The sequence below is a fragment of the Sphingomonas alba genome (assembly GCF_023516555.1).
Lineage (GTDB): Bacteria > Pseudomonadota > Alphaproteobacteria > Sphingomonadales > Sphingomonadaceae > Sphingomicrobium > Sphingomicrobium album.
In genome coordinates this window covers 1,316,801-1,341,833 of record NZ_JAMGBD010000001.1, presented here as the reverse complement: position 1 = coordinate 1,341,833, position 25,033 = coordinate 1,316,801, and the positions used below count along the sequence as shown (strand labels likewise).

At 64.6% G+C, this 25,033-nt stretch carries 30 protein-coding genes and 1 tRNA gene; 6 read left to right on the top strand and 25 right to left on the bottom strand.

Features of this window, described 5'->3' with window-relative positions; translation table 11 throughout:
• Positions 1-13: 13 nt before the first annotated feature.
• The 3 genes from LZ536_RS07085 to dinB all read right to left on the bottom strand — a co-directional run bounded on the left by LZ536_RS07085 (position 14) and on the right by dinB (position 2,664).
• Positions 14-736 carry an SDR family oxidoreductase gene (locus LZ536_RS07085; protein WP_249847707.1) on the bottom strand — a complete coding sequence of 241 codons (723 nt, stop codon included), beginning with the start codon at positions 734-736 and terminating at the stop codon, positions 14-16.
• A 151-nt stretch (positions 737-887) separates the two neighbouring features.
• Positions 888-1,424 carry a CarD family transcriptional regulator gene (locus tag LZ536_RS07080; protein ID WP_249847706.1) on the bottom strand — a complete coding sequence of 179 codons (537 nt, stop codon included), beginning with the start codon at positions 1,422-1,424 and terminating at the stop codon, positions 888-890.
• A gap of 160 nt (positions 1,425-1,584) precedes the next feature.
• Positions 1,585-2,664 carry a DNA polymerase IV gene (gene dinB / locus LZ536_RS07075; RefSeq protein WP_348538816.1) on the bottom strand — a complete coding sequence of 360 codons (1,080 nt, stop codon included), beginning with the start codon at positions 2,662-2,664 and terminating at the stop codon, positions 1,585-1,587.
• A gap of 53 nt (positions 2,665-2,717) precedes the next feature.
• On the opposite strand from dinB, the gene sucC reads away from it, so the two are divergent.
• The 4 genes from sucC to LZ536_RS07055 are packed head-to-tail and all read left to right on the top strand — an operon-like array spanning position 2,718 to position 5,849.
• A complete protein-coding gene (gene sucC, locus LZ536_RS07070; RefSeq protein ID WP_249848579.1) occupies positions 2,718-3,917 on the top strand; it encodes an ADP-forming succinate--CoA ligase subunit beta in 1,200 nt (399 codons plus the stop codon).
• A gap of 18 nt (positions 3,918-3,935) precedes the next feature.
• Positions 3,936-4,685 carry an electron transfer flavoprotein subunit beta/FixA family protein gene (locus tag LZ536_RS07065; RefSeq protein ID WP_249847705.1) on the top strand — a complete coding sequence of 250 codons (750 nt, stop codon included), beginning with the start codon at positions 3,936-3,938 and terminating at the stop codon, positions 4,683-4,685.
• Positions 4,682-5,611, top strand: coding sequence for an electron transfer flavoprotein subunit alpha/FixB family protein (locus tag LZ536_RS07060; RefSeq protein ID WP_249847704.1), 930 nt, complete (start codon positions 4,682-4,684; stop codon positions 5,609-5,611). The genes LZ536_RS07065 and LZ536_RS07060 overlap by 4 nt, the downstream gene beginning before the upstream one ends.
• A gap of 55 nt (positions 5,612-5,666) precedes the next feature.
• A complete protein-coding gene (locus LZ536_RS07055) occupies positions 5,667-5,849 on the top strand; it encodes a hypothetical protein (protein WP_249847703.1) in 183 nt (60 codons plus the stop codon).
• Here LZ536_RS07055 and LZ536_RS07050 read toward each other — a convergent pair.
• Entirely contained in the window at positions 5,846-6,850 is a 1,005-nt protein-coding gene (locus LZ536_RS07050; protein WP_249847702.1) for a histone deacetylase family protein, read from the bottom strand. The genes LZ536_RS07055 and LZ536_RS07050 overlap by 4 nt on opposite strands.
• A complete protein-coding gene (lysA, locus tag LZ536_RS07045; RefSeq protein WP_249847701.1) occupies positions 6,847-8,112 on the bottom strand; it encodes a diaminopimelate decarboxylase in 1,266 nt (421 codons plus the stop codon). Before lysA ends, LZ536_RS07050 begins: the two co-directional genes overlap by 4 nt.
• Before the next feature lie 136 nt (positions 8,113-8,248).
• On the opposite strand from lysA, the gene LZ536_RS07040 reads away from it, so the two are divergent.
• Positions 8,249-9,721, top strand: coding sequence for an FGGY family carbohydrate kinase (locus LZ536_RS07040; RefSeq protein ID WP_249847700.1), 1,473 nt, complete (start codon positions 8,249-8,251; stop codon positions 9,719-9,721).
• On the opposite strand, the gene LZ536_RS07035 is transcribed toward LZ536_RS07040, so the two are convergent.
• The 13 genes from LZ536_RS07035 to LZ536_RS06975 all read right to left on the bottom strand — a co-directional run bounded on the left by LZ536_RS07035 (position 9,718) and on the right by LZ536_RS06975 (position 19,739).
• Entirely contained in the window at positions 9,718-11,166 is a 1,449-nt protein-coding gene (locus tag LZ536_RS07035) for a flavin-containing monooxygenase (RefSeq protein WP_249847699.1), read from the bottom strand. The genes LZ536_RS07040 and LZ536_RS07035 overlap by 4 nt on opposite strands.
• Positions 11,159-11,605 carry a potassium channel family protein gene (locus LZ536_RS07030; protein ID WP_249847698.1) on the bottom strand — a complete coding sequence of 149 codons (447 nt, stop codon included), beginning with the start codon at positions 11,603-11,605 and terminating at the stop codon, positions 11,159-11,161. Before LZ536_RS07030 ends, LZ536_RS07035 begins: the two co-directional genes overlap by 8 nt.
• Before the next feature lie 118 nt (positions 11,606-11,723).
• Positions 11,724-11,799 (bottom strand) — tRNA-Phe (locus LZ536_RS07025).
• 41 nt (positions 11,800-11,840) lie between these two features.
• Positions 11,841-12,041 (bottom strand): DNA gyrase inhibitor YacG, encoded by a 201-nt coding sequence (gene yacG, locus LZ536_RS07020; RefSeq protein ID WP_249847697.1) that lies wholly within the window; start codon positions 12,039-12,041, stop codon positions 11,841-11,843.
• Entirely contained in the window at positions 12,025-12,978 is a 954-nt protein-coding gene (locus tag LZ536_RS07015; RefSeq protein WP_249847696.1) for a ribonuclease, read from the bottom strand. The genes yacG and LZ536_RS07015 overlap by 17 nt, the downstream gene beginning before the upstream one ends.
• Positions 12,956-13,525, bottom strand: a complete 570-nt coding sequence (locus tag LZ536_RS07010; RefSeq protein ID WP_249847695.1) for a Maf family protein — start codon at positions 13,523-13,525, stop codon at positions 12,956-12,958. Before LZ536_RS07010 ends, LZ536_RS07015 begins: the two co-directional genes overlap by 23 nt.
• A 12-nt stretch (positions 13,526-13,537) precedes the next feature.
• Positions 13,538-13,756: a translation initiation factor IF-1 gene (infA, locus tag LZ536_RS07005; protein ID WP_147042814.1), complete on the bottom strand. Its 219-nt coding sequence runs from the start codon at positions 13,754-13,756 to the stop codon at positions 13,538-13,540.
• A gap of 107 nt (positions 13,757-13,863) precedes the next feature.
• Positions 13,864-15,996: a sodium-translocating pyrophosphatase gene (locus LZ536_RS07000; RefSeq protein ID WP_249847694.1), complete on the bottom strand. Its 2,133-nt coding sequence runs from the start codon at positions 15,994-15,996 to the stop codon at positions 13,864-13,866.
• Positions 15,997-16,183: 187 nt separating this feature from the next.
• Entirely contained in the window at positions 16,184-17,113 is a 930-nt protein-coding gene (thiL, locus tag LZ536_RS06995) for a thiamine-phosphate kinase (protein WP_249847693.1), read from the bottom strand.
• A 100-nt stretch (positions 17,114-17,213) separates the two neighbouring features.
• Positions 17,214-17,663 (bottom strand): transcription antitermination factor NusB, encoded by a 450-nt coding sequence (gene nusB / locus LZ536_RS06990; protein ID WP_249847692.1) that lies wholly within the window; start codon positions 17,661-17,663, stop codon positions 17,214-17,216.
• 11 nt (positions 17,664-17,674) lie between these two features.
• Positions 17,675-18,574, bottom strand: a complete 900-nt coding sequence (locus tag LZ536_RS06985; RefSeq protein ID WP_249847691.1) for an alpha/beta fold hydrolase — start codon at positions 18,572-18,574, stop codon at positions 17,675-17,677.
• A complete protein-coding gene (locus LZ536_RS06980; protein WP_249847690.1) occupies positions 18,571-19,458 on the bottom strand; it encodes a pirin family protein in 888 nt (295 codons plus the stop codon). The genes LZ536_RS06985 and LZ536_RS06980 overlap by 4 nt, the downstream gene beginning before the upstream one ends.
• Positions 19,455-19,739: a BolA family protein gene (locus LZ536_RS06975; protein WP_249848578.1), complete on the bottom strand. Its 285-nt coding sequence runs from the start codon at positions 19,737-19,739 to the stop codon at positions 19,455-19,457. The genes LZ536_RS06980 and LZ536_RS06975 overlap by 4 nt, the downstream gene beginning before the upstream one ends.
• A 22-nt stretch (positions 19,740-19,761) precedes the next feature.
• Between LZ536_RS06975 and LZ536_RS06970 the strand changes: the two genes are divergently transcribed.
• Complete coding sequence (locus LZ536_RS06970; RefSeq protein WP_249847689.1) at positions 19,762-20,340, top strand: J domain-containing protein; 579 nt, start codon at positions 19,762-19,764, stop codon at positions 20,338-20,340.
• Here the strand turns inward: LZ536_RS06970 and LZ536_RS06965 are convergent.
• From LZ536_RS06965 to LZ536_RS06935, 7 genes are read right to left on the bottom strand one after another with little or no spacing between them, the layout of a single operon-like run.
• Positions 20,337-20,984 carry a glutathione S-transferase family protein gene (locus LZ536_RS06965; RefSeq protein ID WP_249847688.1) on the bottom strand — a complete coding sequence of 216 codons (648 nt, stop codon included), beginning with the start codon at positions 20,982-20,984 and terminating at the stop codon, positions 20,337-20,339. The two genes, LZ536_RS06970 and LZ536_RS06965, sit on opposite strands and share 4 nt — an antisense overlap.
• Complete coding sequence (locus tag LZ536_RS06960) at positions 20,981-21,646, bottom strand: dihydrofolate reductase family protein (protein ID WP_249847687.1); 666 nt, start codon at positions 21,644-21,646, stop codon at positions 20,981-20,983. Before LZ536_RS06960 ends, LZ536_RS06965 begins: the two co-directional genes overlap by 4 nt.
• Positions 21,639-22,139: a VOC family protein gene (locus LZ536_RS06955; protein WP_249847686.1), complete on the bottom strand. Its 501-nt coding sequence runs from the start codon at positions 22,137-22,139 to the stop codon at positions 21,639-21,641. The genes LZ536_RS06960 and LZ536_RS06955 overlap by 8 nt, the downstream gene beginning before the upstream one ends.
• A gap of 11 nt (positions 22,140-22,150) precedes the next feature.
• Positions 22,151-22,987, bottom strand: a complete 837-nt coding sequence (locus tag LZ536_RS06950) for a VOC family protein (protein WP_249847685.1) — start codon at positions 22,985-22,987, stop codon at positions 22,151-22,153.
• A gap of 36 nt (positions 22,988-23,023) precedes the next feature.
• Positions 23,024-23,788: a DUF1428 domain-containing protein gene (locus LZ536_RS06945; protein ID WP_249847684.1), complete on the bottom strand. Its 765-nt coding sequence runs from the start codon at positions 23,786-23,788 to the stop codon at positions 23,024-23,026.
• 28 nt (positions 23,789-23,816) lie between these two features.
• Positions 23,817-24,497 carry a glutathione S-transferase family protein gene (locus LZ536_RS06940; RefSeq protein ID WP_249847683.1) on the bottom strand — a complete coding sequence of 227 codons (681 nt, stop codon included), beginning with the start codon at positions 24,495-24,497 and terminating at the stop codon, positions 23,817-23,819.
• Positions 24,498-24,500: 3 nt separating this feature from the next.
• On the bottom strand, positions 24,501-24,947 hold the full coding sequence (locus LZ536_RS06935; RefSeq protein ID WP_249847682.1) for a VOC family protein: 447 nt from the start codon (positions 24,945-24,947) through the stop codon (positions 24,501-24,503).
• Positions 24,948-25,033 lie beyond the last annotated feature (86 nt).

The following is a 25,033-nucleotide window of genomic DNA, read 5'->3' as shown; positions in this document are numbered from 1 at the left end:
TGGCCGGTGCGTTTCATTGCACCGTCCAGCCGCCGTCAGCGGCGATCGCCTGTCCAGTGACGAAGCTCGCGGCCGGGCTGCATAGCCAAAGCACGGCTTCGGCGATCTCTTCCGGTGTGCCGATGCGCCCGACGGGTTCGGCAGCGATGATCGCCTCGCGCGGCATGCCGACCATGAGATCCTCGAGCATTTTCGTTTCGATCGGGCCGGGGCAGATGGCATTCACCCGGATGTTCGCCTTGGCATATTCAAGGGCCGCCGTGCGCGTCAGCCCAACGACCCCGTGCTTGGACGCGACATAGGCGGGAGCGCCCGCAAGGCCGACGAGCCCGGCAACCGACGAACAGTTGACGATGGCCCCGCCGCTTTCCTGCTTCGTCATTTGCCTCAGTTCCTCGCGCAGGCAGAGGTAGGTCCCCCGCAGGTTGACGGCGATCACCCGGTCGAATGCTTCCGGATCGGTGTCGGCGGTGGCGGCAAGCTGGCCCAGCACCCCGGCGTTATTGAAGGCCGCATCCAGTCGTCCATGGTCGGCGATGACTGTCGCGACCATGGCACTGACAGCTGCTTGGTCGGACACATCGCAGCGAATGAAACTGCAGGCCGCTTCCATCGACTCTGGTTCGCTGATGTCGGCAATGACCGTCTCATAACCCGCGCGCGCGAACGCGCGAGCCGTGGCCCTTCCAATGCCCGACGCTGCGCCAGTGACCAGGGCGACCCGCTGTCCATCCATGCCAGGCTCCGACATAACCGATACTCGGCATTGGGGCCTGCGAGCCTGCTGCGCACTCGGTGAAGTCACCGACTTTGGGAGGCGGCCACAAAAAAGAAAGGGCGCCTCCGTGGGGAGACGCCCTTCTTTCCCAGCTCTCGACTAAAACGTCTTAAGCAACGGCCTCTTTGGCCTTGTTGTGGATCGCGGCGGCCTTGTTGAGGATCTCGAGGATCTTCACCAGCGCCGTCGGTTCGTCCACCTGCTCCATGGCCGCGAGCTCGCGCGCCAGGCGCGACGAGGCCGCTTCGAAGATCTGCCGCTCGGAATAGCTCTGCTCCGGCTGGTCGTCAGCACGGAACAGGTCGCGGGTCACTTCGGCAATCGACGTCAGGTCGCCCGAATTGATCTTCGCTTCATATTCCTGGGCGCGGCGCGACCACATGGTGCGCTTGACCTTGGGCTTGCCCTTCAGCGTCTCGAGCGCGTCCTTCATCGTCTTATCGCTCGACAGCTTGCGCATGCCGACCGAGTCCGCCTTGTTGACGGGCACGCGAAGGGTCATCCGCTCCTTTTCGAAGCGAAGGACGTACAAATCGAGGGATGCACCGGCAATTTCGGTACTCTGAAGTTCAACCACCCGGCCAACGCCGTGCTTGGGGTAGACAACATAATCACCAACATCGAAGCTCAACGCTTTCGCTGCCATTCCACACACCTTTCTCTGGTCGGCGAGACCCCAAAGCCTTGTCTGGCCGCATCGTCCCCCAAAACGATCTGCGGCCGGGCTCCCCCGCCTCTCGATGACAAATCCTGCAGTTGGCCGACACAGAGCGCAGCGGCCTTCACGCGATTCTATATCATAAATGTCACAAAATTGCCAGCCCGAGCTGGACCGGCCCCCCCGCGTCATTCTCGCTCAGGTTATGAAGGCCGAGGCCAAGCAGCCGGATTCCCTTTGGAACGGGGATCAGGGTCGCCAGCAAGGCCTGTCCGGCTTCATTGAACTCGACCTGGTTGGCGATCGGCAAGGCAAAGCTCTTCGACCGCGTAATGATGGTGAAGTCGGCATACTTCACTTTCAAGGTCACGGTCCGCCCGATCACCTGTGCCCGCTCCACGCGAGCCCAGGCGTAGCCGGAGACCCGCTCCAGCTCCGCCGCCAGCTTGCCCGGATCGCGTTCGTCCTCGTCGAACGTGCGCTCGGCGCTGACCGATTTATATGGCCGGTCGGGGCGCACCGGCCTTTCGTCGATCCCGCGCGCGATCTTCCAATACCATTCGCCCGAGCTGCCGAAATGCGCGTCCAGCTGCTCCCGGCTCCAGGCGGCAAGGTCGGCGCCGGTGAAAATTCCCAGCCGCTCCATTTTCTCCGCCGTTTTCGGGCCGACTCCGTGGAACCGCTTCACCGGAAGGGTGGCGACGAAGGCGGGCCCCTTGTCGGGGGTGATGACGCAAAGGCCATCCGGCTTGTTCTGGTCGGACGCCAGCTTGGCGATAAACTTGCAATAACTGACCCCAGCCGAAGCGGTCAGATTGCACTCCTCGCGAATCCGGCGCCGGATGTCCTCGGCGATTGCTCGCGCACTGCCCAGGCCCTTCCGGTCTTCGGTGACGTCGAGATAGGCCTCGTCGAGGCTCAAAGGTTCGATCAGCTCGGTGTAATCGGCGAAGATTGCCCGGATCTGGTTCGACACTTCCTTATACGCATCGAATCGTGGCTTCACGAAGACGATTTCCGGGCAGCGCCGCTTTGCGGTGACGGACGGCATTGCAGACCGCACCCCGAACTTGCGCGCCTCATAGCTCGCCGCCGCAACGACTCCGCGATGCCCGCCGCCGACCGCGACCGGCCTGCCCTTGAGCTCCGGATTGTCGCGCTGTTCGACCGACGCATAGAAAGCGTCCATGTCGATATGAATGATCTTGCGGACGCTCGGCACAGTCACGTCCGCCTTCCTAACCTTTTCATATGCGCGGAGTCATGCTTAAGGGCGCCGCCATGAACATCCACGAATATCAGGCCAAGGAATTGCTCGCCAAGTTCGGCGTGCCGGTTCCCGCGGGCCATGCCGCCATGAGTGTCGATGAAGCCGTCGAGGCCGCCAAGCGGCTGCCCGGACCGCTCTGGGTCGTGAAAGCGCAGATTCACGCCGGCGGCCGCGGCAAGGGCAAGTTCAAGGAATTGGGCCCCGACGCCAAGGGCGGCGTCCGCCTCGCGCGCTCGATCGACGAAGTCCGCGCCAATGCGGAGGAAATGCTCGGCAAGACGCTGGTCACCATCCAGACCGGTCCGCACGGCAAGCAGGTGCAGCGCCTCTACATCACTGACGGCGTCGACATCGAAAAGGAATTCTACCTCGCGCTGCTGGTCGACCGCGAGAGCGGCCGCATTGCGATCGTCGCCTCGACGGAGGGCGGCATGGATATCGAGGCGGTCGCTCACGATACGCCCGAAAAGATCCAGACCATCACCATCGACCCGGCCACCGGCCTGATGCCGCACCACGGCCGTTCGGTTTCCGCCGCGCTCGGCCTGTCCGGCGACCTCGCCAAGCAGGCATCGAAGGTCTTGGCCAAGCTTTACGATGCGTTCGTCGGCACCGACGCTTCGCAGATCGAGATCAACCCGCTCGCCATCACCGGCGACGGCAAGCTCATGGTCCTCGATGCCAAGGTCGGCTTCGACAATAATGCCGAGTTCCGCCACCCGGACCTCGAAGCCTTGCGCGACATCACCGAGGAAGACCCGATGGAGGTCGAAGCCTCGAAATACGACCTCGCCTACATCAAGCTCGACGGCGACATCGGCTGCATGGTCAACGGCGCCGGCCTCGCCATGGCGACGATGGACATCATCAAGCTGGAAGGCGCTTTCCCGGCCAACTTCCTCGACGTCGGCGGCGGCGCATCGAAGGAAAAGGTGACTGCGGCCTTCAAGATCATCCTCAGCGATCCCGCCGTGAAGGGCATCCTCGTCAACATCTTCGGCGGCATCATGCGCTGCGACATCATTGCCGAAGGCATCGTCGCCGCCGCGCGCGAAGTCGATTTGAAGGTGCCTTTGGTCGTCCGCCTCGAAGGCACCAACGTCCAGCAGGGCAAGGACATATTGGCGATGAGCGGCCTGCCGATCGTTGCCGCCAACGACCTTGGCGACGCGGCGAAGAAGATCGTCGCCGAGGTCAAGGTCGCCGCTTAAGCTTCAGGAGCTAACGCCATGAAAGTGCTGGTCGCCGTCAAGCGAGTGATCGACTTCAACGTCAAGCCGCGCGTCAAGATGGACGGCAGCGGCGTCGACCTTGCCAACGTCAAGATGAGCATGAACCCCTTCGACGAAATCGCCGTCGAGGAAGCCATCCGCCTTAAGGAAAAGGGCAATGCCACCGAGATCGTCGCGGTGTCCGTCGGCCCGGCCAAGGCACAGGAGACGCTCCGCACCGCGCTCGCCATGGGCGCCGACCGCGCCATCCTCGTCCAGACCGACGATGAGGTCGAGCCGCTGGCCGTCGCCAAGATTCTCGCCAAGATTGCGGAGGAGGAACAGCCCGGCCTGTTCATCCTTGGCAAGCAGGCGATCGACGACGATTCGAACCAGGTCGGCCAGATGCTGGCGGCTCTGCTCGGCTGGCCGCAGGGCACCTTTGCCTCCAAGGTCGAACCTCAGGGCGATCATGTCAGCGTCACCCGAGAGGTCGACGGCGGCCTTGAGACGGTGAAGCTGGCGACGCCGGCGGTGGTCACCACCGACCTGCGCTTGAACGAGCCGCGCTATGCCTCGCTCCCGAACATCATGAAGGCCAAATCGAAGCCGCTGGCGACCAAGGCGCCGGGCGATTTCGGCGTCGATACGACCCCGCGCCTCGAGGTCCTCAAGGTTACCGAGCCGGCCAAGCGCCAGGCCGGCGACAAGGTCGGCTCGGTCGATGAACTGGTCGCCAAACTCAAGACGCTGGGAGTCGTCGCATGAAGACGCTTGTACTGGTCGAACATGCCGACGGCGCCATCAAGGATGCGACCCTCGCGGCCGTCACTGCCGCCGCAAAGCTAGGCGAAGTCCATTTGCTCGTGGCCGGCAAGGGCGTCGATTCCGTTGCCGCTGCTGCCGCCAAGATCGCCGGTGTCGGCAAGGTCCATGTCGCCGACGGCGCTCATCTCGAGCACCAATTGGCCGAGGATGTCGCCCCCGTCGCTGCCGCGCTGATGGCCGACCATGACGCCTTCCTCGCGCCCGCCACGACCACCGGCAAGAACATCGCCCCGCGCGTCGCCGCGGCGCTCGACGTCATGCAGATTTCCGACATCCTCTCGGTCGAGGGTGCGGACACCTTCACTCGGCCGATCTACGCCGGCAACGCCATCGCCACCGTCAAGTCGAAGGACGCCAAGAAGGTCATCACCGTCCGCGGCACGGCTTTCGAGAAAGCCGCGCGTGACGGCGGTTCTGGCAGCGTCGAGAAGGTTGATGCCGGTAGCCACGACGGCAAGGCCGAGTTCGTCTCTGCTGAAATCTCCAAGTCGGAACGGCCGGAGCTGACCAGCGCCAAGATCATCGTTTCGGGCGGCCGCGCCTTCGGCTCCAGCGATCAGTTCCACAGCCTGCTCGACCCGCTCGCCGACAAGCTCGGCGCCGCCGTCGGAGCCAGCCGTGCCGCGGTCGATGCCGGCTACGCGCCCAACGACTACCAGGTCGGCCAGACCGGCAAGATCGTCGCTCCTGAGCTCTACATCGCCATCGGCATTTCCGGAGCGATTCAGCACCTCGCCGGGATGAAGGACGCCAAGACCATCGTCGCCATCAACAAGGACGAGGAAGCCCCGATCTTCCAGGTCGCGGACGTCGGCCTCGTCGGCGACCTGTTCAAGATCGTGCCGGAGCTGACCGACAAGCTCTAGGCTTGCATGGCCGCCGGTTGAAGCGCACTCTCCCGGCACAGGGGAGGGCCTTGCCATGGCTTGGACCAGGGATTGGCGGATCTACTATGTCGCCGCCACTTTGTTCGTCGCGGCCGGTACAATCGCGCTGCTGAATGACGGGTTCGGATTGAGGCCCGCCTTCGGCTTCGTGATGGCGGCCGGAATGGCGGCAATTGGCATGAAGGCGAAGCGCGAAGCAGGGTCGCCGCCGAACTAAAATCCACCGAGGAACGAGGCGATGTTGTCGCCCAGCGCCTCGATCGCATAACCGCCTTCCATGACGATCAGCGTCGGCAGGCCAAGCGACGCGATACGGCGCGCCATGGCGGCATAGTCTGCGGTTTTCAGCTTGAAATGGCTGATCGGATCGGCCTCGTGCGTGTCCGCTCCGTAGGAGACGATCAGCAGCTCCGCCTTTTGGCGCTCGATCCAGTCCAGGGCCTGCGTCAGCGCGGGTGCATAGGCGTGCCAGTCCGTGCCGCGCGCAAGCGGGATATTGAGGTTCGCGCCTTCACCGTTCCCGTCGCCGGTCTCGTCGGCATGCCCCCAAAAGAACGGATAGTCGGTCTTGGGATCGGCATGGATCGAGGCGTAGGTCACGTCGTCGCGAAAATTGAAAATGTCCTGCGTGCCGTTGCCGTGATGATAGTCGACATCCAGGATCGCCACCTTAGTTTTGCCTTGGGCGCGTGCAGCTTCGGCAGCGATCGCGGCATTGTTGAGATAGGAATAGCCGCCGAAATAGTCCGCGCCGGCATGGTGGCCCGGGGGGCGGCAGAAAGCGAAAGCGGCTCCGCTTCCGTCCAGAATCGAAAACAGCCCGGACAGAGCTGTTTGGGCGCCCCAATAGCATGTGTTCCAGGTCGACGGTCCGATTGGGGTCGACGTGTCGAAGCTGTGCTGTCCCAGCCGCGCGTCGATCCGTTCGAGCGCCAAGGGCCGCCGGCCCAAAATCGGAAAGGTGTAGGGAAATACTTCCCCGGAGCGGCCGAGCGCCAACCACTCGCGATGGGCGACTTCCAGCAGTTCGAGATATTCCGCCGAATGGACCCGGAGGATCGGCTCCAGGCCGCGGTCCACGGGTGTTTCGGTGTTCCCGATTGCGTTCAGGACCGCATCGACACGGCCGACATTTTCGGCCGCCGGATGCAAGGCTCCGTTGAAGAATTCGCTGACCGGCGCGTGCGCCCTTTGCCGTTCGTCCCAGAAACACTTCATCGCGGAAGAAGCCATTTCGGCAAGGGCAGGGATGCACAATCGGCAAGGTCGACCCGCCGTCTCACCAGCGCCCATTGCTTGCCATCGACCAGCACCTCGGGCGTCAAGGGCCGGCTGTTGTATCCGCTCGACATCGCCGCGCCATAAGCGCCGGCGCTGCGGAAGGCGACGAGGTCGTCGGCGTCGACCCTGTCCATGTCGCGCGCCATGGCAAAGGTGTCGCCGCTCTCGCAGACTGGCCCGACGACATTGGCGATGATGTGGTCGCCGCTTGGCCGCACCGCCTCGATATGATGATAGGCGTCATAAAGCGCCGGCCGCATCAGGTCGTTCATCGCCGCATCGACGATGATCCAGGGATGCCGTTCGCCCGGCTTCACGCGGATCACCCGTGCAAGCAGCACGCCGGCATTGGCGACGATCAATCGCCCCGGCTCGAAAGCCAGCCGAACGTCCCAGCCTTTGCTCACGCGCTCGACCATCGCGCCATAGGCGGCCGGCGTCGGCGGCTCAGGCTGGCCCGGTTCGTAGGGCACGCCAAGCCCGCCGCCGAGGTCGGCCAGGTCGATGGCGATGCCTTCGTTGCGCAGCGCCGCGATCAACTCACCTACGCGCCGAAAGCTCGCTTCCAAGGGCGTTAAGTCGGTCAGCTGGCTGCCGATATGGACCGTGATTCCCTGCACTTTCAGGCCCGGCAGGCGGCTGGCGATGCGGAACGCTTCCATCGCCTCGCGGGCCGGTATGCCGAACTTGCTGTCGGCGGTGCCGGTGGTGATCTTTGCGTGGGTTCCGGCCTCAACATCCGGATTGATGCGCAGGCCTAGCGGCGCCGTCAGCCCGGCTTCGATCGCCACCTCCGATAGCGTTCGCGCTTCCTCGACGGACTCGACGTTGAACTGGCAAACGCCGCCCGCCAGCGCCTCCGCCATTTCGTCCTTGTCCTTGCCGACCCCCGAAAAGAGGATGCGATCCGGCAATATGCCTGCCGCCCGCGCCTGCCGATATTCGCCGATCGAGACGATGTCGGCACCAAGGCCCTCGGCCGCCAGGATCGCCAATACGGCCGGGTTCGGATTGGCCTTGACTGCAAAGGCGATCAGCGGGTCACCCGTCGGTTCCAGCGCGGCCTTCATCACCCGCGCATGGTGGCGGATCGTAGCTGCCGAATAGACGTAGACCGGGGTCCCCGCCTCGCGCGCAATCTCGCTGAGCGGCACCGCCTCGCAATGCAGTTCGCCTGCTTTGAAATCGAAATGGTCCATCGGCAGTCAGCGCCTTTAGCGCCGCCACGGCTGACGGCCAGCGAAAAGGCAAAAGGGCGGCCCGACGCCCCGTCCGAGCGCAAGACCCTCGACGCCCTGCGCTGAACCCGTCTAACGCTGCCCGAGGAGGCGGGGCATGGGCGACAAGCTGCTGGTCATCGACGAAGGGACGTCGAGCACGCGCGCAATGCTGTTCGACCGTTCCGGCCAAGGCCTTGGCCTCGCCCAGCATGCCATCCACAGCGAATTTCCAGCGCCCGGCTGGGTCGAACAGGACCCGGAAGACATCTGGCAACTGACTCGCGCCGCCGCTGGCGCGATGGTCAAGAAGGCGGGCGGTGCCTCGCAAGTCGCCGCCATCGGCATCACCAACCAGCGCGAAACCATCGTCTTCTGGGACCGCCGCAACGGCCGCCCGCTGGCGCCTGCCATCGTCTGGCAGGACCGCCGCACCGCCGACTATTGCGACAAGCTCAAGGATGCCGGCCACGAACCGGCGCTGCAGGCAAAGACCGGCCTGTTGCTCGACCCCTATTTCAGCGCCTCGAAGATCCGCTGGGCTCTCGACCAATGGCCGCAACTGAAGGACGCCGGCGACAATCTCGCCATCGGCACCATCGACAGCTGGCTGGTGTTCCGCCTCACGGGCGGCCTCCACATCAGCGACGCCACCAACGCCTCGCGCACTGCGCTCATGTCGCTGACCGGCGGCTGGGACGAGGGCTTGCTCGACCTGTTCGGAGTGCCGAAGTTCGCGCTTCCGGAAATCTGCGACAGCGCGGGCCAGCTCGGCGCGACGCTTGCCGACCATTTCGGCGCGCCCATTCCGATTTGCGGCATCGCCGGCGACCAGCAGGCGGCCGCGGTCGGCCAGGGTTGCTACGACCCCGGCGACACCAAGGCAACGTTCGGCACGGGCACATTCGTGCTGACGCTCGCCGGCGATGCGCCGCCGGTCTCGAACAATCGCCTCCTCAGCACCATCGCCTGCCAGCTCGGCGGCAAGCGCCGCTATGCGCTCGAGGGCTCCTTGTTCGTCGCCGGCAGCATGATGCAATGGCTGCGCGACCAGCTCGGCCTGATCGGCACGTCGGCGGAAAGCGAGCAACTGGCCCGATCGGTGCAGGACAGCGCGGGCGTTTGTGTCGTGCCGGCCTTCACCGGCCTCGGTGCGCCGCATTGGGATCCCGATGCGCGGGGCGCCATCCTCGGCCTGACTTTGGGATCCAACCGCGCACACATCGTCCGCGCCGCTTTGGAAGCCGTCGCCAATCAGACCTTCGAGCTGCAGCGCGCCTTCGCCGCCGACGGCATCACATGGTCGTCACTGCGCATCGACGGTGGCATGGCGGCTAACCGCTTTCTCGCCGAGGACCTCGCCAACCTGCTCGGCCTCGAAGTCGAGCGTCCCGGCAATATCGAGACCAGCGCCCTGGGTGCGGCCATGCTTGCCGGAGTCGGCTGCGGCCTCTTCGGATCGCTTCGGGAAGCGGCGGCCGCGGTTCGGGGACCAATCGACCGTTTCATTCCTGCGCCTGACAAAGGCGGCCGCGCCCGGCGTATCGAGCAGTGGGACCGCGCCGTCGCCGGTGTCCGGGCGATTGCCTAGCCGCGCTCCAACACCAGCGTGCCGTCCTCGATCTTCCCGAAGCGCAGTGTGAGAAGATCCAGCCAGTAATTCTGGTAGAGCCGCCAGGGCCGCCGCTCCCCCTGCTTGGGCAAGACCTCTAGCGCCCGCTTCACGTAGCCCGACGTGAAATCGAGGAAGGGGACTTCGTTCACAGAAGAATTGCGCGGCGCCACCGCCACCCGCGCACGTGACGAGTCCATGCGCTTCAACAACCGCACCAGATATTCAGACGTCAGGTCAGCCTTCAGCGTCCAACTGGCGTTGGTGTAGCCGAAGATGAACATGAAGTTGGGCACGTCGCTCAGCATCATGCCCTTGTAGACCATGGCCGCGGCCGGGTCGGTCGCCTTGCCGTCGACCGACAAGCGGACCTTGCCGAGCGGCACGACCTTCAACCCAGTCGCGGTGACAATGACGTCCGCAGCGACCTCCTCGCCCGTGACGAGTGTTAGCCCGCCTGGGGTGAAGCGATCGATTGCCCCAGTTGTGATGCTGACGTTACCGTCGCGGATCGAGCGGAACAGGTCGCCGTCGGGGACCAGGCAAAGCCTTTGATCCCACGGCTTGTAGCCGGGTGTGAAGTCGGCCGAGTTGAAGCCTTCGCCGACCTCGTCCCTGGCCATGTCGATCAGCTTCGCCGCCGTCTTTTCGGGGCGTCGCCGGGCAAGGCGAAAGAAGAAACTACTCAGCAGCACGTTCTTCCACCGCGTCAGCGCATAAGCCGCCCCCGCAGGAAGTCGTCGCTTCAGCCACTCTGCGATTCCGTCGATCGACGGCCGGGCGACGATGTAGCTCGGGGAACGCTGCACCATTGTCACATGCGCTGCTTTGCGCGCTATCTCGGGAACCAGGGTCACCGCGGTTGCGCCGCTGCCGATGACGACGACCCTCTTGCCCGCGTAATCGAGGCCTTCGGGCCAGAATTGCGGATGGACGATCTCGCCCGCAAAGCTCTCCTCGCCGTCCCAGCGCGGCCGGAAACCTTGGTCATAATCGTAATAGCCGCTGGCCATGACCAGGAAGCGGCAGCTGAAGGCCACCGGCCCGTCCGCCGTCTTCGTCTCGACGCGCCACAACGCCTCGCTCGACGACCAGTCGGCCGCGACTACGCGGTGGCCGAAGCGAATGTGCTCGTCGATGCCATGCTCGGTTGCCGTCTCGCGGACATACGCGCGGATCGACGGCCCGTCGGCGATCGCCTTGGGACCGGTCCACGGTTTGAACCTGTAGCCCAAAGTGTACATGTCGCTGTCGCTGCGAATGCCGGGATAGCGGAACAGATCCCAAGTGCCGCCGATGGCATCGCGGCCCTCCAGGATCAGGAAGCTCTTGTCCGGACAGCCGCGCCGAAGATGCGCTGCGGCGCCGATGCCCGAAAGGCCCGCGCCGACAATCAGCACATCAACGCACTCGGCGTCACCCACCGGAGGTATCCGGGCTGAGCCAGTCGTGGGCCAGCAGCTTCAGCCGGGCGAGCAACGAGACAAGGAAGGCTGTCGACCAGCCAAGCATGATGATTCCGGTCGCTCCCTCGATGGCGCCGAGAATGCGCCAATTCTTTCCGAGCAACACGTCGCCGTATCCGACGGAGGCATAAGTCACCGTCGAGAAATAAAGCGCGGTCTCGAAATCATGGAGCGCGTCCAGCCCAAGGTAGAGGAAGGCATAGGTCCATATTTCCACCGTGTGGATGAGGATCACTCCGAGCGACGCCAGTAGCAGCGTTGCCAGTGGGGCCTTCCGGATCGGGGTCACAAGCCGATGCTCGGAGCGCAGCAGCCGAACCAGCAGGGCAAGCCCGGTCAGATGAATGAGGACAGTGAGAATCGCCATGAACGTGGCGAGAGAAAGTTGCTGTACCATTTGCGCTCGCTTGCCTTTGCTCGTCGCACGATGGACTGCCGGAGCCCGTCTTTCAAATAAGGGATGCTGCGAGGTTGATCGCCCTGTGCCAGTCCCCCTGACAAGCTGCGCTAGGCGATGGTGCCCAGGGACGGGATCGAACCGCCGACACCGTGATTTTCAGTCACGTGCTCTACCAACTGAGCTACCTGGGCCCACGATCCGGACAGGTCTGTCCGGCAAGGCGAGCGCGTCCCTAACTGTCGTCGTCCTCTCTGTCCACCCCGGTCAAATCGCTTTCGTCTGCCGGCGGCCCGGCAATGCGATAACCGTCGCCCAGCCATTTCAGGAGGTCGCGGTCCTTGCAGCCCTGGCCGCAGAACGGCGCATGGTCGGGGGAGGCGGGCCGGCCGCAGAGCGGGCAGGCTTTGGCGCTTGATTCAGGATTTCTCGGCATGTCCGCCCGACATGGTGAAGCGCGCATCGGACCGCAAGCTGACTGGCCCGCCGACGTGGCGCGCGAGCGTCTCGATCCAGTCGGCCTGGTTTTCCAGCACGGCGACGACTGCGGGATTCGCCGCCAGCGTAATTGCGCCGGTCTCGGTCGATGCCTGGCGCAGCAGGGCACGGGCTTCGAAGGCCGGCCGATCCGCCGCCAGTTCGAACAGGCTGGCATGCAGCCTCGGCCGGATGATCTGCAGGAATCCAAAGCCGTTCACCGCCGTCCGTTCGAACGGGTTGGTCAGGATCGTGTCCACCGCCGCGCCGATCGCTGTCCGCTGTTCTTTACCTTGGACAGTCGGCAGGTCGATCCCGATTGAACCGCCGATGCCGTGACGCAGGATCGTCCGCGCCGCCGCCTTGGCTCCGGCCATCGCCAGTTCCAGCGGCGGCAGGTTTCCATCGACGTCGATCAGGGTCATGGCGGGCGTCGGCGACACGCGCAGCGCTCCGCCGGCAAAGGCAACTATGCCGCTCCGGGCTTCCTCCAGCAAATCGGCCCAGCCGAATTCCTCCAGCCGGTCGTGTGGCGAAGGGAACTGGAGCGCCTCGGCCTCGATTGCCGGCTCGCGCGGGGCTTCGCTGCTGAGCTTGGCCAGGGGCCGCTTCCAATGCTCGCCACCCGGAATGGCCTCGCGCGTGATTTCGATGACGATCGACTGGCCCTCAGTCGCCGGACCGGCGCCGTCACGCAGCACATATTCCTGCCCGAGGGCCTCGGCGATGGCCGGTTTGCCCTGTCGCAGCAGTTTCGCTTCCAGCACGGTCCCAGCCGCGATGATGCCGTCGAGCAGGACGCGGGTCGCGACGATCTCGCCGCCGCCGATCCTCACCGCGCGGCACTCGCCGATGCCGCGCTCGATCAGCCAGTCAGGGGAGAGGATAGCCGGCATTCTTCAGCATCAGCCTGGTCTCGGCCAAGGGCAGGCCGACGACGTTGGAATAACTGCCGGAGATGTGGCGGACATAGACTTCACCATAGCCCTGCAACGCATAACCGCCGGCCTTGCCGCGCCATTCGCCATGGCTGGCGTAATAATTGACTTCCTCGGGCGACAGCCGCTTCATCGCGATCATCGTTTCGACGAGCTTCGAGCGAAGACCGCCAGGTCCCGCAAGCGAAACACCCGTCAGTACGCGGTGCCGCCGACCGCTTAGCAACGCCATGCATTGGCGCAGCGTCGCTTCATCTTCGACCTTGGGCAGGATCCGCCGCCCAACCGCGACCACGGTGTCCGCGGCCAGCACGAGCGCGTCGGGATGGGCCTTGGCAATCGCCTCGGCCTTCTCGCGCGCCAGCCGCACGGCATGATCACGCGGAAGTTCTCCCGCCGGGACGCTCTCGTCGATGTCGGCGGGGACGATCGTGTCGGGATGGACGCCGATGCGCGCCAGCAGGTCTAGCCGGCGCGGGCTGGCGGAGGCGAGGACGAGCCGCATCTGCGGCGCTCCTTACTTGAACCGGTAGGTGATCCGACCCTTGGTCAGGTCGTAGGGCGTCAGTTCGACCAGCACTTCGTCGCCGGTCAGGACGCGGATGCGGTTCTTGCGCATCTTGCCGGCCGTGTGGCCGAGAATTTCGTGGCCGTTCTCCAGCTCGACGCGGAACATCGCATTGGGCAGCAACTCCACCACCCGTCCGCGCATCTCGAGAAGTTCTTCCTTGGCCATTCAATTCCTTCATCGTCTGAAAAAAGTCGCGGCTGTCTAGCTGCGGGGAATTCAAAAGGAAAGGCGGGAGCGTTTCCGCCCCCGCCTGACCCCATGTACATCAACGATCAGAGTGCCGCGCCGGCACCCTGCGCCGCCAGCGCCGCGAGCAGCAGCAAGGCGACGATGTTGGTAATCTTGATCATCGGATTGACCGCCGGGCCGGCGGTGTCCTTGTAGGGATCGCCGACCGTATCACCGGTCACCGCGGCCTTGTGGGCTTCACTGCCCTTGCCGCCGTAATTGCCGTCTTCGATATACTTTTTGGCATTGTCCCAGGCGCCGCCGCCCGAGGTCATCGAGATGGCAACGAACAGGCCGGAGACGATCACGCCGAGCAGGAGCGCGCCGACCGCGGCAAGGCCCTGGCTGCGGTCCCCGGACACGAGGCTAATGCCGAAGAAGACGACGATCGGCGCCAGCACCGGCAGGAGCGACGGCAGGATCATCTCCCGGATCGCGGCCTTGGTGACGAGATCGACCGTGCGTGCGTAGTTCGGGCGGACCGATCCATCCATGATGCCGGGGTTGTCGCGGAACTGGCCGCGGACTTCCTCGACCACCGCGCCACCGGCGCGGCCGACAGCGGTCATGCCCATCGCGCCGAACAGATACGGCAGCAGTGCGCCCAGCAGCAGGCCGACGATGACGTACGGGTTCGACAGGCTGAACAGCGCATCGAGGTTTGCCGAAACGCCGATCTGCGCGCCGAACTCCTTCAAGTCCGCCGTATAGGCGCCGAACAGCACCAGCGCGGCGAGCCCGGCCGAACCGATGGCATAGCCCTTGGTCACCGCCTTGGTGGTGTTGCCGACCGCGTCGAGGGCGTCGGTGCGGGTGCGCACGTCTTCCTCGAGGCCCGACATTTCGGCGATGCCGCCGGCATTGTCGGTGACCGGACCGTAAGCGTCGAGGGCAACGACCATGCCGGCCAGCGCCAGCATCGCCGAAGCCGCGAAGGCAACGCCGAGCGGGCCCGCCAGCTGGAAGCTGACAATGACGCCGCCGACGATGACGAGCGTCGGCAGGGCCGTCGATTCAAGGCTGATCGCCAGGCCCTGGATGATGTTGGTGCCGTGGCCGGTCTGCGAGGCCTTGGCGATCGACTGGACCGGACGATAGTGGGTGCCGGTGTAATATTCGGTGATCCAGACGATGAGGCCGGTCACCGCCAGGCCGACGAAGCTGGTCCAGACGAGGTTGATCGCCGGGAAGCTCTGGGTCGAGGTGGTGACGGTCTGGCTGAGATCGCCGAGGGCATATTGAGCAGCGAGGTAGATCGCCGGGATGGCGAGGATCGTCGAGGTCCAGAAGCCCTTGTAGAGGGCGCCCATGATCGACTCCTTCTTGCCCAGCTTCACCATGTAGGTGCCAATGATCGACGTGATGATGCAGACGCCGCCGATCAGCAGCGGCAGGCTCATCAACGGCAGCAGCAGGGGCGAGCCCTTCAGCGCCAGCGCGATGCTGACCATGGTGATGCCGACGGTGACGACATAGGTCTCGAACAAATCGGCGGCCATGCCGGCGCAGTCGCCGACGTTGTCACCGACGTTATCGGCGATGACGGCCGGGTTGCGGGGGTCGTCCTCGGGGATTCCGGCTTCGACCTTGCCGACCAAATCGGCGCCGACGTCCGCGGCCTTGGTGAAGATGCCGCCGCCAAGACGGGCGAAGATCGACACGAGCGAGGCGCCGAGCGCGAGCGCGGTGAGCGCGGTCACGACCTCACGGGCGTCCGGGGCGTAGCCGGCAGGCCCGGTTAGGTACCAGAAGAAGACCGCGATCGCGAGCAGCGCCAGGCCGGCGACAAGCATGCCGGTGATGGCGCCGGCGCGGAAGGCGACGGTCAGGCCCTTCTGCAGGCTGGAGCGCGCCGCTTCCGCCGTGCGGACGTTGGAGCGGACCGAGATGTTCATGCCGATAAAGCCGGCGACGCCCGAGAGGATGGCGCCGGTAACGAAGCCGACGGCGCTGAGCCCGCCGAGGAAGAAGAACACCAGGCCCGCGACGATAACGCCGACGATGGCGATTGCGGTGTACTGGCGCTTCAGGTAGGCGGCAGCGCCTTCCTGGATCGCGCCGGCGACCTCGATCATGCGCTGGTTGCCCTGGCTGGAGCGCAGGACCTGCTGGCTGGTGAAAATACCGTAGAGGACAGCGAGAGCGCCGCAGGCGATCGCAATGAGAACCGGGTTCATGAGTAGACTTTCCCCTGTAGGACCGGAGCTTGCGGCGTGTCCGGAATGGCCGCCGCGGATGAAAACCGGGCGGAGGTTTAGGGGGTCGTTAAGCGGCTGTCTAGTTGGCCAAAAACCCTAGTTTAACAACAGGGCCGTCGCCATTCCCGATGCCAGGCCGATGAGGGCGATGACCCACTGGCGGGCGCTAATCGCGGCGATGTTCATAGCCCATCCTCTCCGGCAACCCGACCGGCCCGGCTGCGTCGCGCAGCGTAATTCCGCTGCCTTCTGTCAGTCGTCCGACCGCCGCGATTGTCGAGTCCGATGGTAAAGGAAGTCCTAACGGGTCGAAACCTTCGGGGAGCGCCGCCAGCAAGGCATAATCGTCGCCGCCGGTCGCCGCGAACAGCCGCGCTCGCCGGTCCTGCCCGCGCTCGGCAATGAAGGCACGCGACAAGGGAAGGGCGTCAAGATCGACCTCCGCAGCGCAGCCGCTCGCTTCGGCGAGGCGCTGAAGGTCGATCAGCAGTCCGTCCGAGATGTCCATCGTCGCATTGGCTTTGCGCGCCAGCACCTGTCCGGCCGCGAGCAGCGGCACCGGCCGGCGATATTGGTCGATAAGGGGTCCGGTGGCTTCGGCATCCTCCTGCAGCAGGTTCAACCCGGCCGCACCGTCGCCCAACGTGCCGACGACCCAGAGAATGTCGCCCGCGCGCCCGCCGGAGCGCGACGGCACACGCTCGCCTGCCTTGCCGATGGCGGTCAGCCCAAGCACCCGCGGCGCGCCTTCCGGCAGCGCAATCGTGTCGCCGCCGATGAGATTGAGGCCATAGCTCTCGCAGGCCGCTTCGATGCCGCCCAGGAATGCCTCGTCCCAATCCTCATCGCCGATACACAAGCTGAGCAGGGCCGCGCGTGGCGCCGCGCCCTTGGCGGCGAGGTCGCTCAAATTCACTGCGACCAGCTTCCATCCGACGCTCGCCGGCGGGTCGGTCGGCAGGAAATGCACCCCTTCGGCAATCGTGTCGTGGGTGATGACGAGCCCGTCGAGCACCGCCGCATCGTCCGCCAGCCCGCGCGCCGCCGGGTCGGTGGCAATGCGCTTCAGGCGGTTGATGACTTCGGATTCGTTCAACGCACTCTCTCGGTTCGTCACCCTCGCGAAAGCGGGGGTCCCGCTGCCTTCTTAACCCAAACTGGGAAAAGCGGGATTCCCGCCTTCGCGGGAATGACGGTCAGTTTCGAGCGGATTTCGCAATCGCGTCGAGCAGCCCGTTGACGAAGCCCGTTTCGCGCTTGTCGTAGAAGGCGTGAGCAACATCGACATATTCGCTGATGACGGTCGCCACCGGCACGTCGGCGCGCGCGACCAATTCATAGGCGCCGGCGCGCAGGATCGCCCGCATCGGCCGGTCGAGCCGTTCCAGGCTCCAGCCTTCTGCAAGCCTCTGGCCGATCAGTCCGTCGATCTCCTCGCGCCGCGCGTCGGCACCGCTGACGATGTCGTCGAAAAAGTCGACTTCGGCGTCGGCATAGGTCTCGTCCTCGATCGTCGCGCCCAGTCGGTGCTGGTGGAATTCATGCAGCAGCTTGGCCAGCGGCGTGCCTTCCATCTCCATCTGGTAGAGAGCCTGGACGGCGGCGAGGCGCGCTGCGGAGCGCGAACGGGATCGGGTGGCGGACATGAAGTGCGGCCCTATGCCGCGCGTTGGCCTTGAAGGAAAGGCTTGAGCGCGGCGGCCACGGCCTCCGGCTTCTCCCACGGGACGAAATGGCCGGCATCCGCGATGCGCACGATCTCCAGATCGTCGACCAGCCGGTCGAGCCCTTCCAGCTGGATCGGCAGCAGCGCCTTGTCCTGCATCCCCCAGATGACGAGCGTCGGCACTTCGACTTTCGGAAAGGCACCCGTCACCCAGTCGGGTAGCGGCAAAGTGACGCCCGGCGGCGGCACCATCACCTTCGATCCGCGGTACCAGTTGAGCATGGCCGTCAGCCCGCCGGGCTCGGACCAGTCGGCGATATATTGCGCGCGTTCTTCCGGCGGGATCAGGCCAAGGTCGACATGGCGCGAGAAGCTCTTCTCGAACAGCGCCTCGTAACCCATGCTCTCGACGCCCTTCTCGAACATCTTCGAACGGAAGGCGGAGATATATTGCGACGCCGCGCGCTGGTCCGCGTCCTCGATCAGGCTCTTCTGGAAGACGACCGGGTGCGGCGCATTGATGATCGCCAGCCGCGTCAGGCGCTTGTCGCCGCGCAGCGCCGCCGGCCAGCTGATAGCCCCGCCCCAGTCATGTCCCACGAGCGCGAAGCTCTCGATCTCCAGCGCCTCGGCAAGGGCGTAAATGTCGTCGATCAGCTTGTCGGCTTGATATTGTTCGACGTCAGTCGGCCGGTCCGACGCAGCGAAGCCGCGCTGGTCGGGCATGACCAGCCGGAACTCATCCTCCAGCAGCGGCGCCACCCCGCGCCAGGTCCGGTGCGATTCCGGAAAGCCGTGTAGCAGGATCACCGCCGGCGCATCCGCGCGCCCCGCCAGCGCAACGTTCAATGTCACGCCCGTCTTCAGCGGGACCTTGCGCATCTCGGTCATGGATAGCTCACCGTCTTGACCACGGGCGGGTAGGGGATGAACTCCTCCTCATCGCCGGGCACCAGCGGGAAGCGCCGCTCGATCCAGTCGTTCTTCGCCTCCGTGATCCGTTCGCGCCTGGAGCTGACGAAGTTCCAGTGGACGAAGCGCGGGGTCGCGAACGCACCGCCGCCGAGCAGCATCGCCCGCGTCGGGATTGATGCCTTGAGAATCGACTGATGCCCCGGCGCGATGACGTAGAGCGCGAATGGCTCGAGCTGCTCGCCGTCCAGCGCCGCCTCGCCTTCCGTCACCATGATCGCGCGCTCGTCAGCTTCGGCCTCAATCGAAACGCTGGCCCCGGCGTCCAGGATGAGGTCGGCATAAATGGTCGGTGAATGACAGGTCGTGCCGGCCGTCGCGCCCCACAATGACCCCATCAGCACACGCGCCGACACGCCGTCGCCTTCAACCAGCGGCAGACCTTCGGTCGGCACATGCTCGAACGCCGGGTCGATCTCTTCCTTGCCGTCGGGGAGGGCGAGCCAGGTCTGCATCCCATAGAAGCTCGGGCCAACGCGGCGCGTGTCGTTCGGTGATCGTTCGGAATGGACGATGCCTTTGCCGGCCGTCATCAGGTTGATCGCGCCAGGCTCGATGCGCTGGTCGTTGCCCAGGCTGTCCTTGTGCTGGATCGCGCCGTCGAAAAGATAGGTGACCGTCGCCAAATTGATGTGCGGGTGCGGGCGTACATCCATCCCTTCGCCCGGCACCATCTGCGCCGGCCCGAACTGGTCGACGAAGATGAATGGCCCGACCATCGTCCGCTCGCGGGCGGGAAGAGCGCGGCGCACCTTGAAGGCGCCAAGGTCATGGGTGACGGGTGTGACGACCTGTTCGATCATGTTTGCGGCTCCCGGGCGGTGATGGACAGAGCATGTACCCGTTCCTTCAGCAAGTCGCCGAGCGCGGCATGGACCAGCCGCTGCCGCTCGACACGCGACTTGCCGATGAAGGCGGCGCTTTCGATGGTCAGGCTGAAGTGAGATTCGCCGGCGGGATTATATCCGCCATGTCCGCGATGCTGCTCGCTGTCGTCGCGCAGCGCCAGAATGGTGGGATGAAGCGCCGCTTCGAGCCTTCGACGCATTTCGCCCGCGACCGGCCCCTGCTCAATGTCCGTCATCGCCTCTATATAGGGGTGTTCCATGGCGACGAAGCAATCAAAGATGCACGGGCGGGTCGAAGGGGCGGCGAAGCGCTGCGCCGTGCGCGGCTGCCGCGCGGCCGGCGAGTTTCGCGCCCCGCTGACGCCCGGCGATTTCGACGGTCCGGGAAGCTGGCGCTGGCTCTGCCTCGACCATGTCCGCGAGCACAATGCGAAGTACAACTTCTTCGCCGGCATGACGCCTGACGAGATCGAGGCGGCGCAATCGCCGATTCCCGGTTGGGACCGCGATCGCCAGACCCGCGTATTCACCGCGCCCGGCGCCGATCCCGGCCCGGCCTGGTCGGACTTCAAGGATCCGCTCGATGCCATTTCGGCGCGGTTCCGGCCTGGGATCCCTCGCCGCGAAATGTCGCGGTTTTCGGGAGAGGAACGGCACGCGCTCGGCATTCTCGGTCTCCGCGAAGACACAGACCTTCACAAAGTCCGCAAGCGCTATTCGGAACTGGTCCGCCGCTACCATCCCGACCGCAACGGCGGCGACCGCAGCCATGAGCGCAAGCTCGGCGAGGTCATTGTCGCCTGGCAGAAGCTGAAGGTCGCCCGCGCCTTCGCCTAATCGCGGTCGGGCGCTCCCAGCGGGAAATAGTGGCGGTACGGCCGGCCGCCGTCCACCGCGCGGGCAACAACGGGATGCGCCAGCAACCGCGCGCGATAAGCCTTTAGCCGCCGCCTGCTATCCGGAATCGGCTCAACCCAGTCGGCGTAGAATAGCGACGGCGCGGCCGCGCAATCGGCCATGGTGAACCGCTCACCCACCGCCCAGGTCTCGCCGAGATTCTCCTCCAGCCAGTTGTAGGCGACGTGAAGCCTCTCGCGTGCCCGTTCCTCGCCATAGGCATCCTGCTTGCCTTCCGGCCGTAGCGCATTGGCGACGCCAACCTGCATCGTGTTCATGATGTAAAGATCGAAGAACCGGTCGAAGAGGCGCACCCGAAGCCCCTCGTCGCCGTCGGGGATCCAGCGGTTCGGGCCGGGATGATTATCCTGCAGATATTCGATGATGATCGAGCTCTCGAACACGGCGCGGTCGCCATCCACGATCAGCGGGAACATGCCGAAGGGCGAGTGCCGCTTCAGCTCCGCCATGTTTTCCGGATCCTCGATCATCCGGTAATCGAATGGCGTCTCGTCCGCCCAAAGCGCGATCAGGGCCTTCTGGGTGTAGCTGCTGAACGGGTGACCGAAAAACTGGATGGTCACCAGCTGCCCTCCGCGATGTTCTCGCGCAGCTTCAGCTCGTCCTCGCTCGGCTCCTTGGTCGCGAACGTACCGGTCTTCACTTCCCCGGCCGGTTCGTAGATCGTCGTCACGACGCCCGACGACGACGTGAAGCTCTCGACCAGCTTGAGGCCATGAGGCGTCTGGGCTTCGCTGAAGATGCTCTTCCCCTTTCCGAGCAACACCGGGAAGGTCATCAGCACCAACCGGTCGATCAGCTCGGCCGACAGCAGCTGCGGGTAGAGCGTGCTGCTCCCCTGAATGAGCAGGTCGCGGCCTTCGGTCTGCTTGAGCTTTGACACCGCGTCCGCCGTCGAGCCGCCTTCGATCTTCTCGCTATTTTCCCAGCTCAGCGGCTCTTGCCGATGGGTCAGCACATATTTGTTGATGCGCTGGAACGTGGCCCCGATCGGATTGTCCGTATTGTGCGGCCAGTAAGCGGCAAAAATGTCGTAGGTCCGCTTGCCCAGCAGCAGGTCGTATTCGCCGTTGATGACCTTTTCGAACGGGCCCATGTCCTCGCTCCAGAAGGGCGCCGTCCAGCCGCCGAAGCGGAATCCGCTGGTCGGGTCCTCGTCGGGCCCGCCCGGCGCCTGCATGATCCCGTCGAGCGAGACGAAGACTGCTCCCGTCAGCTTACGCATCGGCGGTCTCGCCCTTGGCCGCGGCTTCGATCTTGGCGATGTCGATCTTCTTCATCGTCATCATCGCCTGGAAGGCCCGCTTCGCTCGCTCGCCGCCTTCGGTCGTGAGGTCGATGAGAACGCGCGGCGTGATCTGCCAGGAAAAGCCCCATCGGTCCTTGCACCAGCCGCACATGCTCTCTTCGCCGCCATTCTTGGTGATGGCGTCCCAAAGGCGGTCGGTCTCTTCCTGGTCATCGGTCAGGACGACGAAGCTGACCGCTTCGTTCGGCTTGAAGTTCGGGCCGCCGTTGAGGCCGAGGAAGGACTGGCCGAGCAAGGTGAATTCGACGGTCAGTTCGTCTCCCTCATGGCCGCCGGGATAGTCGCTGACGGCCTTGTGTGGGGGGCCTAAATGCGTGTCGGGGAGGATGGACGCATAGAATTCTGCGGCCTTGCGCGCCTCGCCTTTGTCGAACCAGAGGCAGGTCGTGAACTTGGCTTTCGGGGTCATCCAATCTCTCCTTAAAGCTTGCCGACGAGCGCGAAGGTGGCGCCCTGGGGATCGCTGCCGATGATGATGTGGTCACCGGTCGGAACCTGGTGCGGTCCGATGGAGACCGTACCGCCGTTCGCCTTCACCGCCTCGATGGAGGCCGAGATGGACGGGACGCGGACATAATAGCGCCAACCGCCTTCGCCGCCGGGCATTATGCCGCAAAGGGCGCCGATCCGGGTCTCGCCACGGTTGAAGAAGCGATATTCGCCATATTCGCCCATATCCATGAACTCGTCGCTGCCCCAGCCGAACAGCTCGCCATAGAATTTGCGGGCGGCCGCCGGGTCGGAGGTACTGAGCTCATTCCACGACACCCGCTGCTCGGCATCGGGTGAGAAGACGTCGCTCTTGGCATTGGGATCGCTCGCAGGCGGGGTCGGCTTCATCACGTAGAAGGGATAGCCCTGCGGGTCGGTGACCATCGTGATGCGCCCGACATTGGGGATGTCGGCGCCAGCCATCAGCGCCTTGCCGCCGCGCCGCAGGATTTCGCTGACAATGGCATCGACATCGTCGACGCAGACATAGCCTAGCCAAATCGGTTTCGCGCCATGGTCGATCATCGCCTGGTCGATCTTCAGCACGCCGCCGGCATTGCCGCCGTCGCTGCGTCCGATCATCCGATATTCGACCGGCCCTGGCATGGACTGGCTGAATTTCCAGCCGGGGACGACGGCTTCATAGAATGCGCCGGCACCGGCAGGGTCCGTCGTCATCAGCTCGTACCAGATCATCGCGCCCTGGTCTTCGCTGGGCCTTTGTGTCGCGGGCGCAGGCCCGGCTTCCGTGCGAACGTCGCTCATACGTCGCCTCCTTATGTCTCAGTGATGGTGCCGCGTTCAGGCGGTGACCGGACTTTCCGCCTTCGGCGCCGGCTGTTCCTGGCCGGCCGTATCGACGATCTTGTCGAAGCCGCCCCAGAACATGCGCTGCCCGTTGAACGGCAGCTCGCCCGTCGGTTTCAGGCTCTCGTCGGCCATGATCTTGGCCCAGGCCTCATCGCGGCTCTGCTTGTCCGGCCATTCGACGAAGGCAAAGGCGATGGTCTCATTGTCCTCGGCCTTCACGGCGCGATAGAAGTCCGTGTGCTTCCCATGGTCGACGTCGTCGGCCAGGGCCTCGACGACCCTCAGCGCACCATGTTCGCGGAACTTGCCGGCCATCTTCTGCGCCAGCTGGCGATAATCCTCTTCCTTGCCCTTGATCACCGGCACGACATAGCCGTCGGTATAATTGCCGCCGCCGCCCTGGCCTTCATCGACGATCGCGTCGAAGCCGCCCATGACCATCCTCTTGCCGTCGAACGGCATGTTGGCGCCGAGCTCTTCCATCCTTGGGTCGGACCGGAACTTCTCATTGGTGGAATCGCGGGTCGCACGGTCGGGATATTCGAACCAGGAGAAGACGACCTTCTCGTCCGGTTGGGCGTCGACCGCCTTGCGGAAGTCCGTGACCTTGCCTTCCGGCACGTCATTGTCCCAAGCCTCGACCTGCCGCTGCACGCCCAGTCCCTGGACCAGCGAGGCGAAGTCGTTGGCCGTTTGGCGATATTTGTCCCGGTTGGCCTCGGGCACGGGCACGATGAAACCTTCGAAATAGGTCATAATCCCTCTCCTTCTTTCGAGTTGGTTTTCAGGCCGGCTCTGGCTCCGGCTCATTCTCCTTGAAGGTCTGCAACTGGTCGGCGAGCGCCTGCCGGAATGCCGGGCGGGCTTCTCCGCGTTCGACATAGGCCATCAAATTCGGGAATTGGGCGATGGTGCTCTTGCCGCGCAACTGGCGCAGGACCGCGATCATCATCAAATCGGCGATGGTGAAGCGCCCCTCCAGCCAATCCCTGTCGCCGAGCGCTTCGGACAGATTTTTCAACCGCCCCGCCAGCCGCTCGACCACTTCCGGTCGGATCCTTTTGGCCGCTTCCTTGTCCTTGATGAACACGTCGAGCGAGATCAGCATGAGCAATACCGGCTCAATGCTGTTCAGCGCGGCGATGGTCCATGCAATGGCCCGCATCCTCGGCGCATGATCGGTCGGAAGCAACCGTTCGTCCTGCAGCCCGAGATGGATGAGGATCGCGCCGCTTTCGAAAAGCTCGACCTCATCGTCCTTGTAAAACGGGACCTGCCCGAAAGGCTGTTCGTGGAAATATTCTTCAGGGCGCGGCTTCAATGCGTTGAGGAGGCGAACGCGGTAATCGCGCCCGATTTCCTCCATCGCCCAGCGCAGCCTCAGGTCGCGGACCAGCCCCTGGGCGAAGTCGGGCACCCAGCGGAAGGCGGTAATTTCTGTCGGCGCATCGGATTTGAGCGGCATTGCTCAGGCCTCCTGCGTTGCGTTCGTGTCGATGGCGCTCGCGCCCTCATTGGCGGCGGCCGCGTCCATCCACATCACTTCCCAGATGTGTCCGTCAGGATTGGCCACGCTTCGCCCGTACATCACCCCATAGTCCTGTTTCGGCGACGGGTCAGCAGTCCCGCCGGCCGCTACGCCCCGTTCAATGAACGAGTCGACCTGTTCGCGGCTGTCCGCCGAAAGGCAGATCAACACTTCACTGCCCGTCCGCGCATCGGCGATCGGCCGCGGCGTGAACCCGCTGAACTTCTCATGCGTCAGGATCATGACGAAGATGCTGTCGCTGAATTGCATGCAGGCGGCGGTGTCGTCGGTGAACTTGGGTTCGTTGACCGCGCCCAATGCCTCTAGGAACGTGCGCGACCGGCCGAGGTCGGCCACCGGCAGGTTCACAAAAATCATCCGTGACATCGAAAAGCCCCTCTTCTGCGACTCGATTCGCTTGCCTTTTGAACCCGGCAGTCCTAAAAAGCAACCAAGGAGTTAGAAAAAGTAAC

Bases quoted from the DNA above. Each gene is read 5' to 3' on its own strand.
- LZ536_RS07040 (WP_249847700.1), top strand. From the start codon at position 8,249: ATGGGCGACAAGCTGCTGGTCATCGACGAAGGGACGTCGAGCACGCGC.
- LZ536_RS06955 (WP_249847686.1), bottom strand. From the start codon at position 22,139: ATGACCCCGAAAGCCAAGTTCACGACCTGCCTCTGGTTCGACAAAGGC.
- LZ536_RS07010 (WP_249847695.1), bottom strand. From the start codon at position 13,525: ATGCGGCTCGTCCTCGCCTCCGCCAGCCCGCGCCGGCTAGACCTGCTG.
- LZ536_RS06935 (WP_249847682.1), bottom strand. From the start codon at position 24,947: ATGTCACGGATGATTTTTGTGAACCTGCCGGTGGCCGACCTCGGCCGG.
- LZ536_RS07080 (WP_249847706.1), bottom strand. From the start codon at position 1,424: ATGGCAGCGAAAGCGTTGAGCTTCGATGTTGGTGATTATGTTGTCTAC.
- nusB (WP_249847692.1), bottom strand. From the start codon at position 17,663: ATGTCCGCCACCCGATCCCGTTCGCGCTCCGCAGCGCGCCTCGCCGCC.
- infA (WP_147042814.1), bottom strand. From the start codon at position 13,756: ATGGCCAAGGAAGAACTTCTCGAGATGCGCGGACGGGTGGTGGAGTTG.
- LZ536_RS07060 (WP_249847704.1), top strand. From the start codon at position 4,682: ATGAAGACGCTTGTACTGGTCGAACATGCCGACGGCGCCATCAAGGAT.
- LZ536_RS06970 (WP_249847689.1), top strand. From the start codon at position 19,762: ATGGCGACGAAGCAATCAAAGATGCACGGGCGGGTCGAAGGGGCGGCG.
- yacG (WP_249847697.1), bottom strand. From the start codon at position 12,041: ATGCCGAGAAATCCTGAATCAAGCGCCAAAGCCTGCCCGCTCTGCGGC.
- lysA (WP_249847701.1), bottom strand. From the start codon at position 8,112: ATGGACCATTTCGATTTCAAAGCAGGCGAACTGCATTGCGAGGCGGTG.
- LZ536_RS06940 (WP_249847683.1), bottom strand. From the start codon at position 24,497: ATGCCGCTCAAATCCGATGCGCCGACAGAAATTACCGCCTTCCGCTGG.
- LZ536_RS07050 (WP_249847702.1), bottom strand. From the start codon at position 6,850: ATGAAGTGTTTCTGGGACGAACGGCAAAGGGCGCACGCGCCGGTCAGC.
- LZ536_RS06980 (WP_249847690.1), bottom strand. From the start codon at position 19,458: ATGATCGAACAGGTCGTCACACCCGTCACCCATGACCTTGGCGCCTTC.
- LZ536_RS07030 (WP_249847698.1), bottom strand. From the start codon at position 11,605: ATGGTACAGCAACTTTCTCTCGCCACGTTCATGGCGATTCTCACTGTC.
- LZ536_RS06945 (WP_249847684.1), bottom strand. From the start codon at position 23,788: ATGACCTATTTCGAAGGTTTCATCGTGCCCGTGCCCGAGGCCAACCGG.
- sucC (WP_249848579.1), top strand. From the start codon at position 2,718: ATGAACATCCACGAATATCAGGCCAAGGAATTGCTCGCCAAGTTCGGC.
- LZ536_RS07015 (WP_249847696.1), bottom strand. From the start codon at position 12,978: ATGCCGGCTATCCTCTCCCCTGACTGGCTGATCGAGCGCGGCATCGGC.
- LZ536_RS06950 (WP_249847685.1), bottom strand. From the start codon at position 22,987: ATGAGCGACGTTCGCACGGAAGCCGGGCCTGCGCCCGCGACACAAAGG.
- LZ536_RS06975 (WP_249848578.1), bottom strand. From the start codon at position 19,739: ATGACGGACATTGAGCAGGGGCCGGTCGCGGGCGAAATGCGTCGAAGG.
- LZ536_RS06960 (WP_249847687.1), bottom strand. From the start codon at position 21,646: ATGCGTAAGCTGACGGGAGCAGTCTTCGTCTCGCTCGACGGGATCATG.
- LZ536_RS07055 (WP_249847703.1), top strand. From the start codon at position 5,667: ATGGCTTGGACCAGGGATTGGCGGATCTACTATGTCGCCGCCACTTTG.
- LZ536_RS07065 (WP_249847705.1), top strand. From the start codon at position 3,936: ATGAAAGTGCTGGTCGCCGTCAAGCGAGTGATCGACTTCAACGTCAAG.
- LZ536_RS07085 (WP_249847707.1), bottom strand. From the start codon at position 736: ATGGATGGACAGCGGGTCGCCCTGGTCACTGGCGCAGCGTCGGGCATT.
- LZ536_RS07000 (WP_249847694.1), bottom strand. From the start codon at position 15,996: ATGAACCCGGTTCTCATTGCGATCGCCTGCGGCGCTCTCGCTGTCCTC.
- LZ536_RS06985 (WP_249847691.1), bottom strand. From the start codon at position 18,574: ATGACCGAGATGCGCAAGGTCCCGCTGAAGACGGGCGTGACATTGAAC.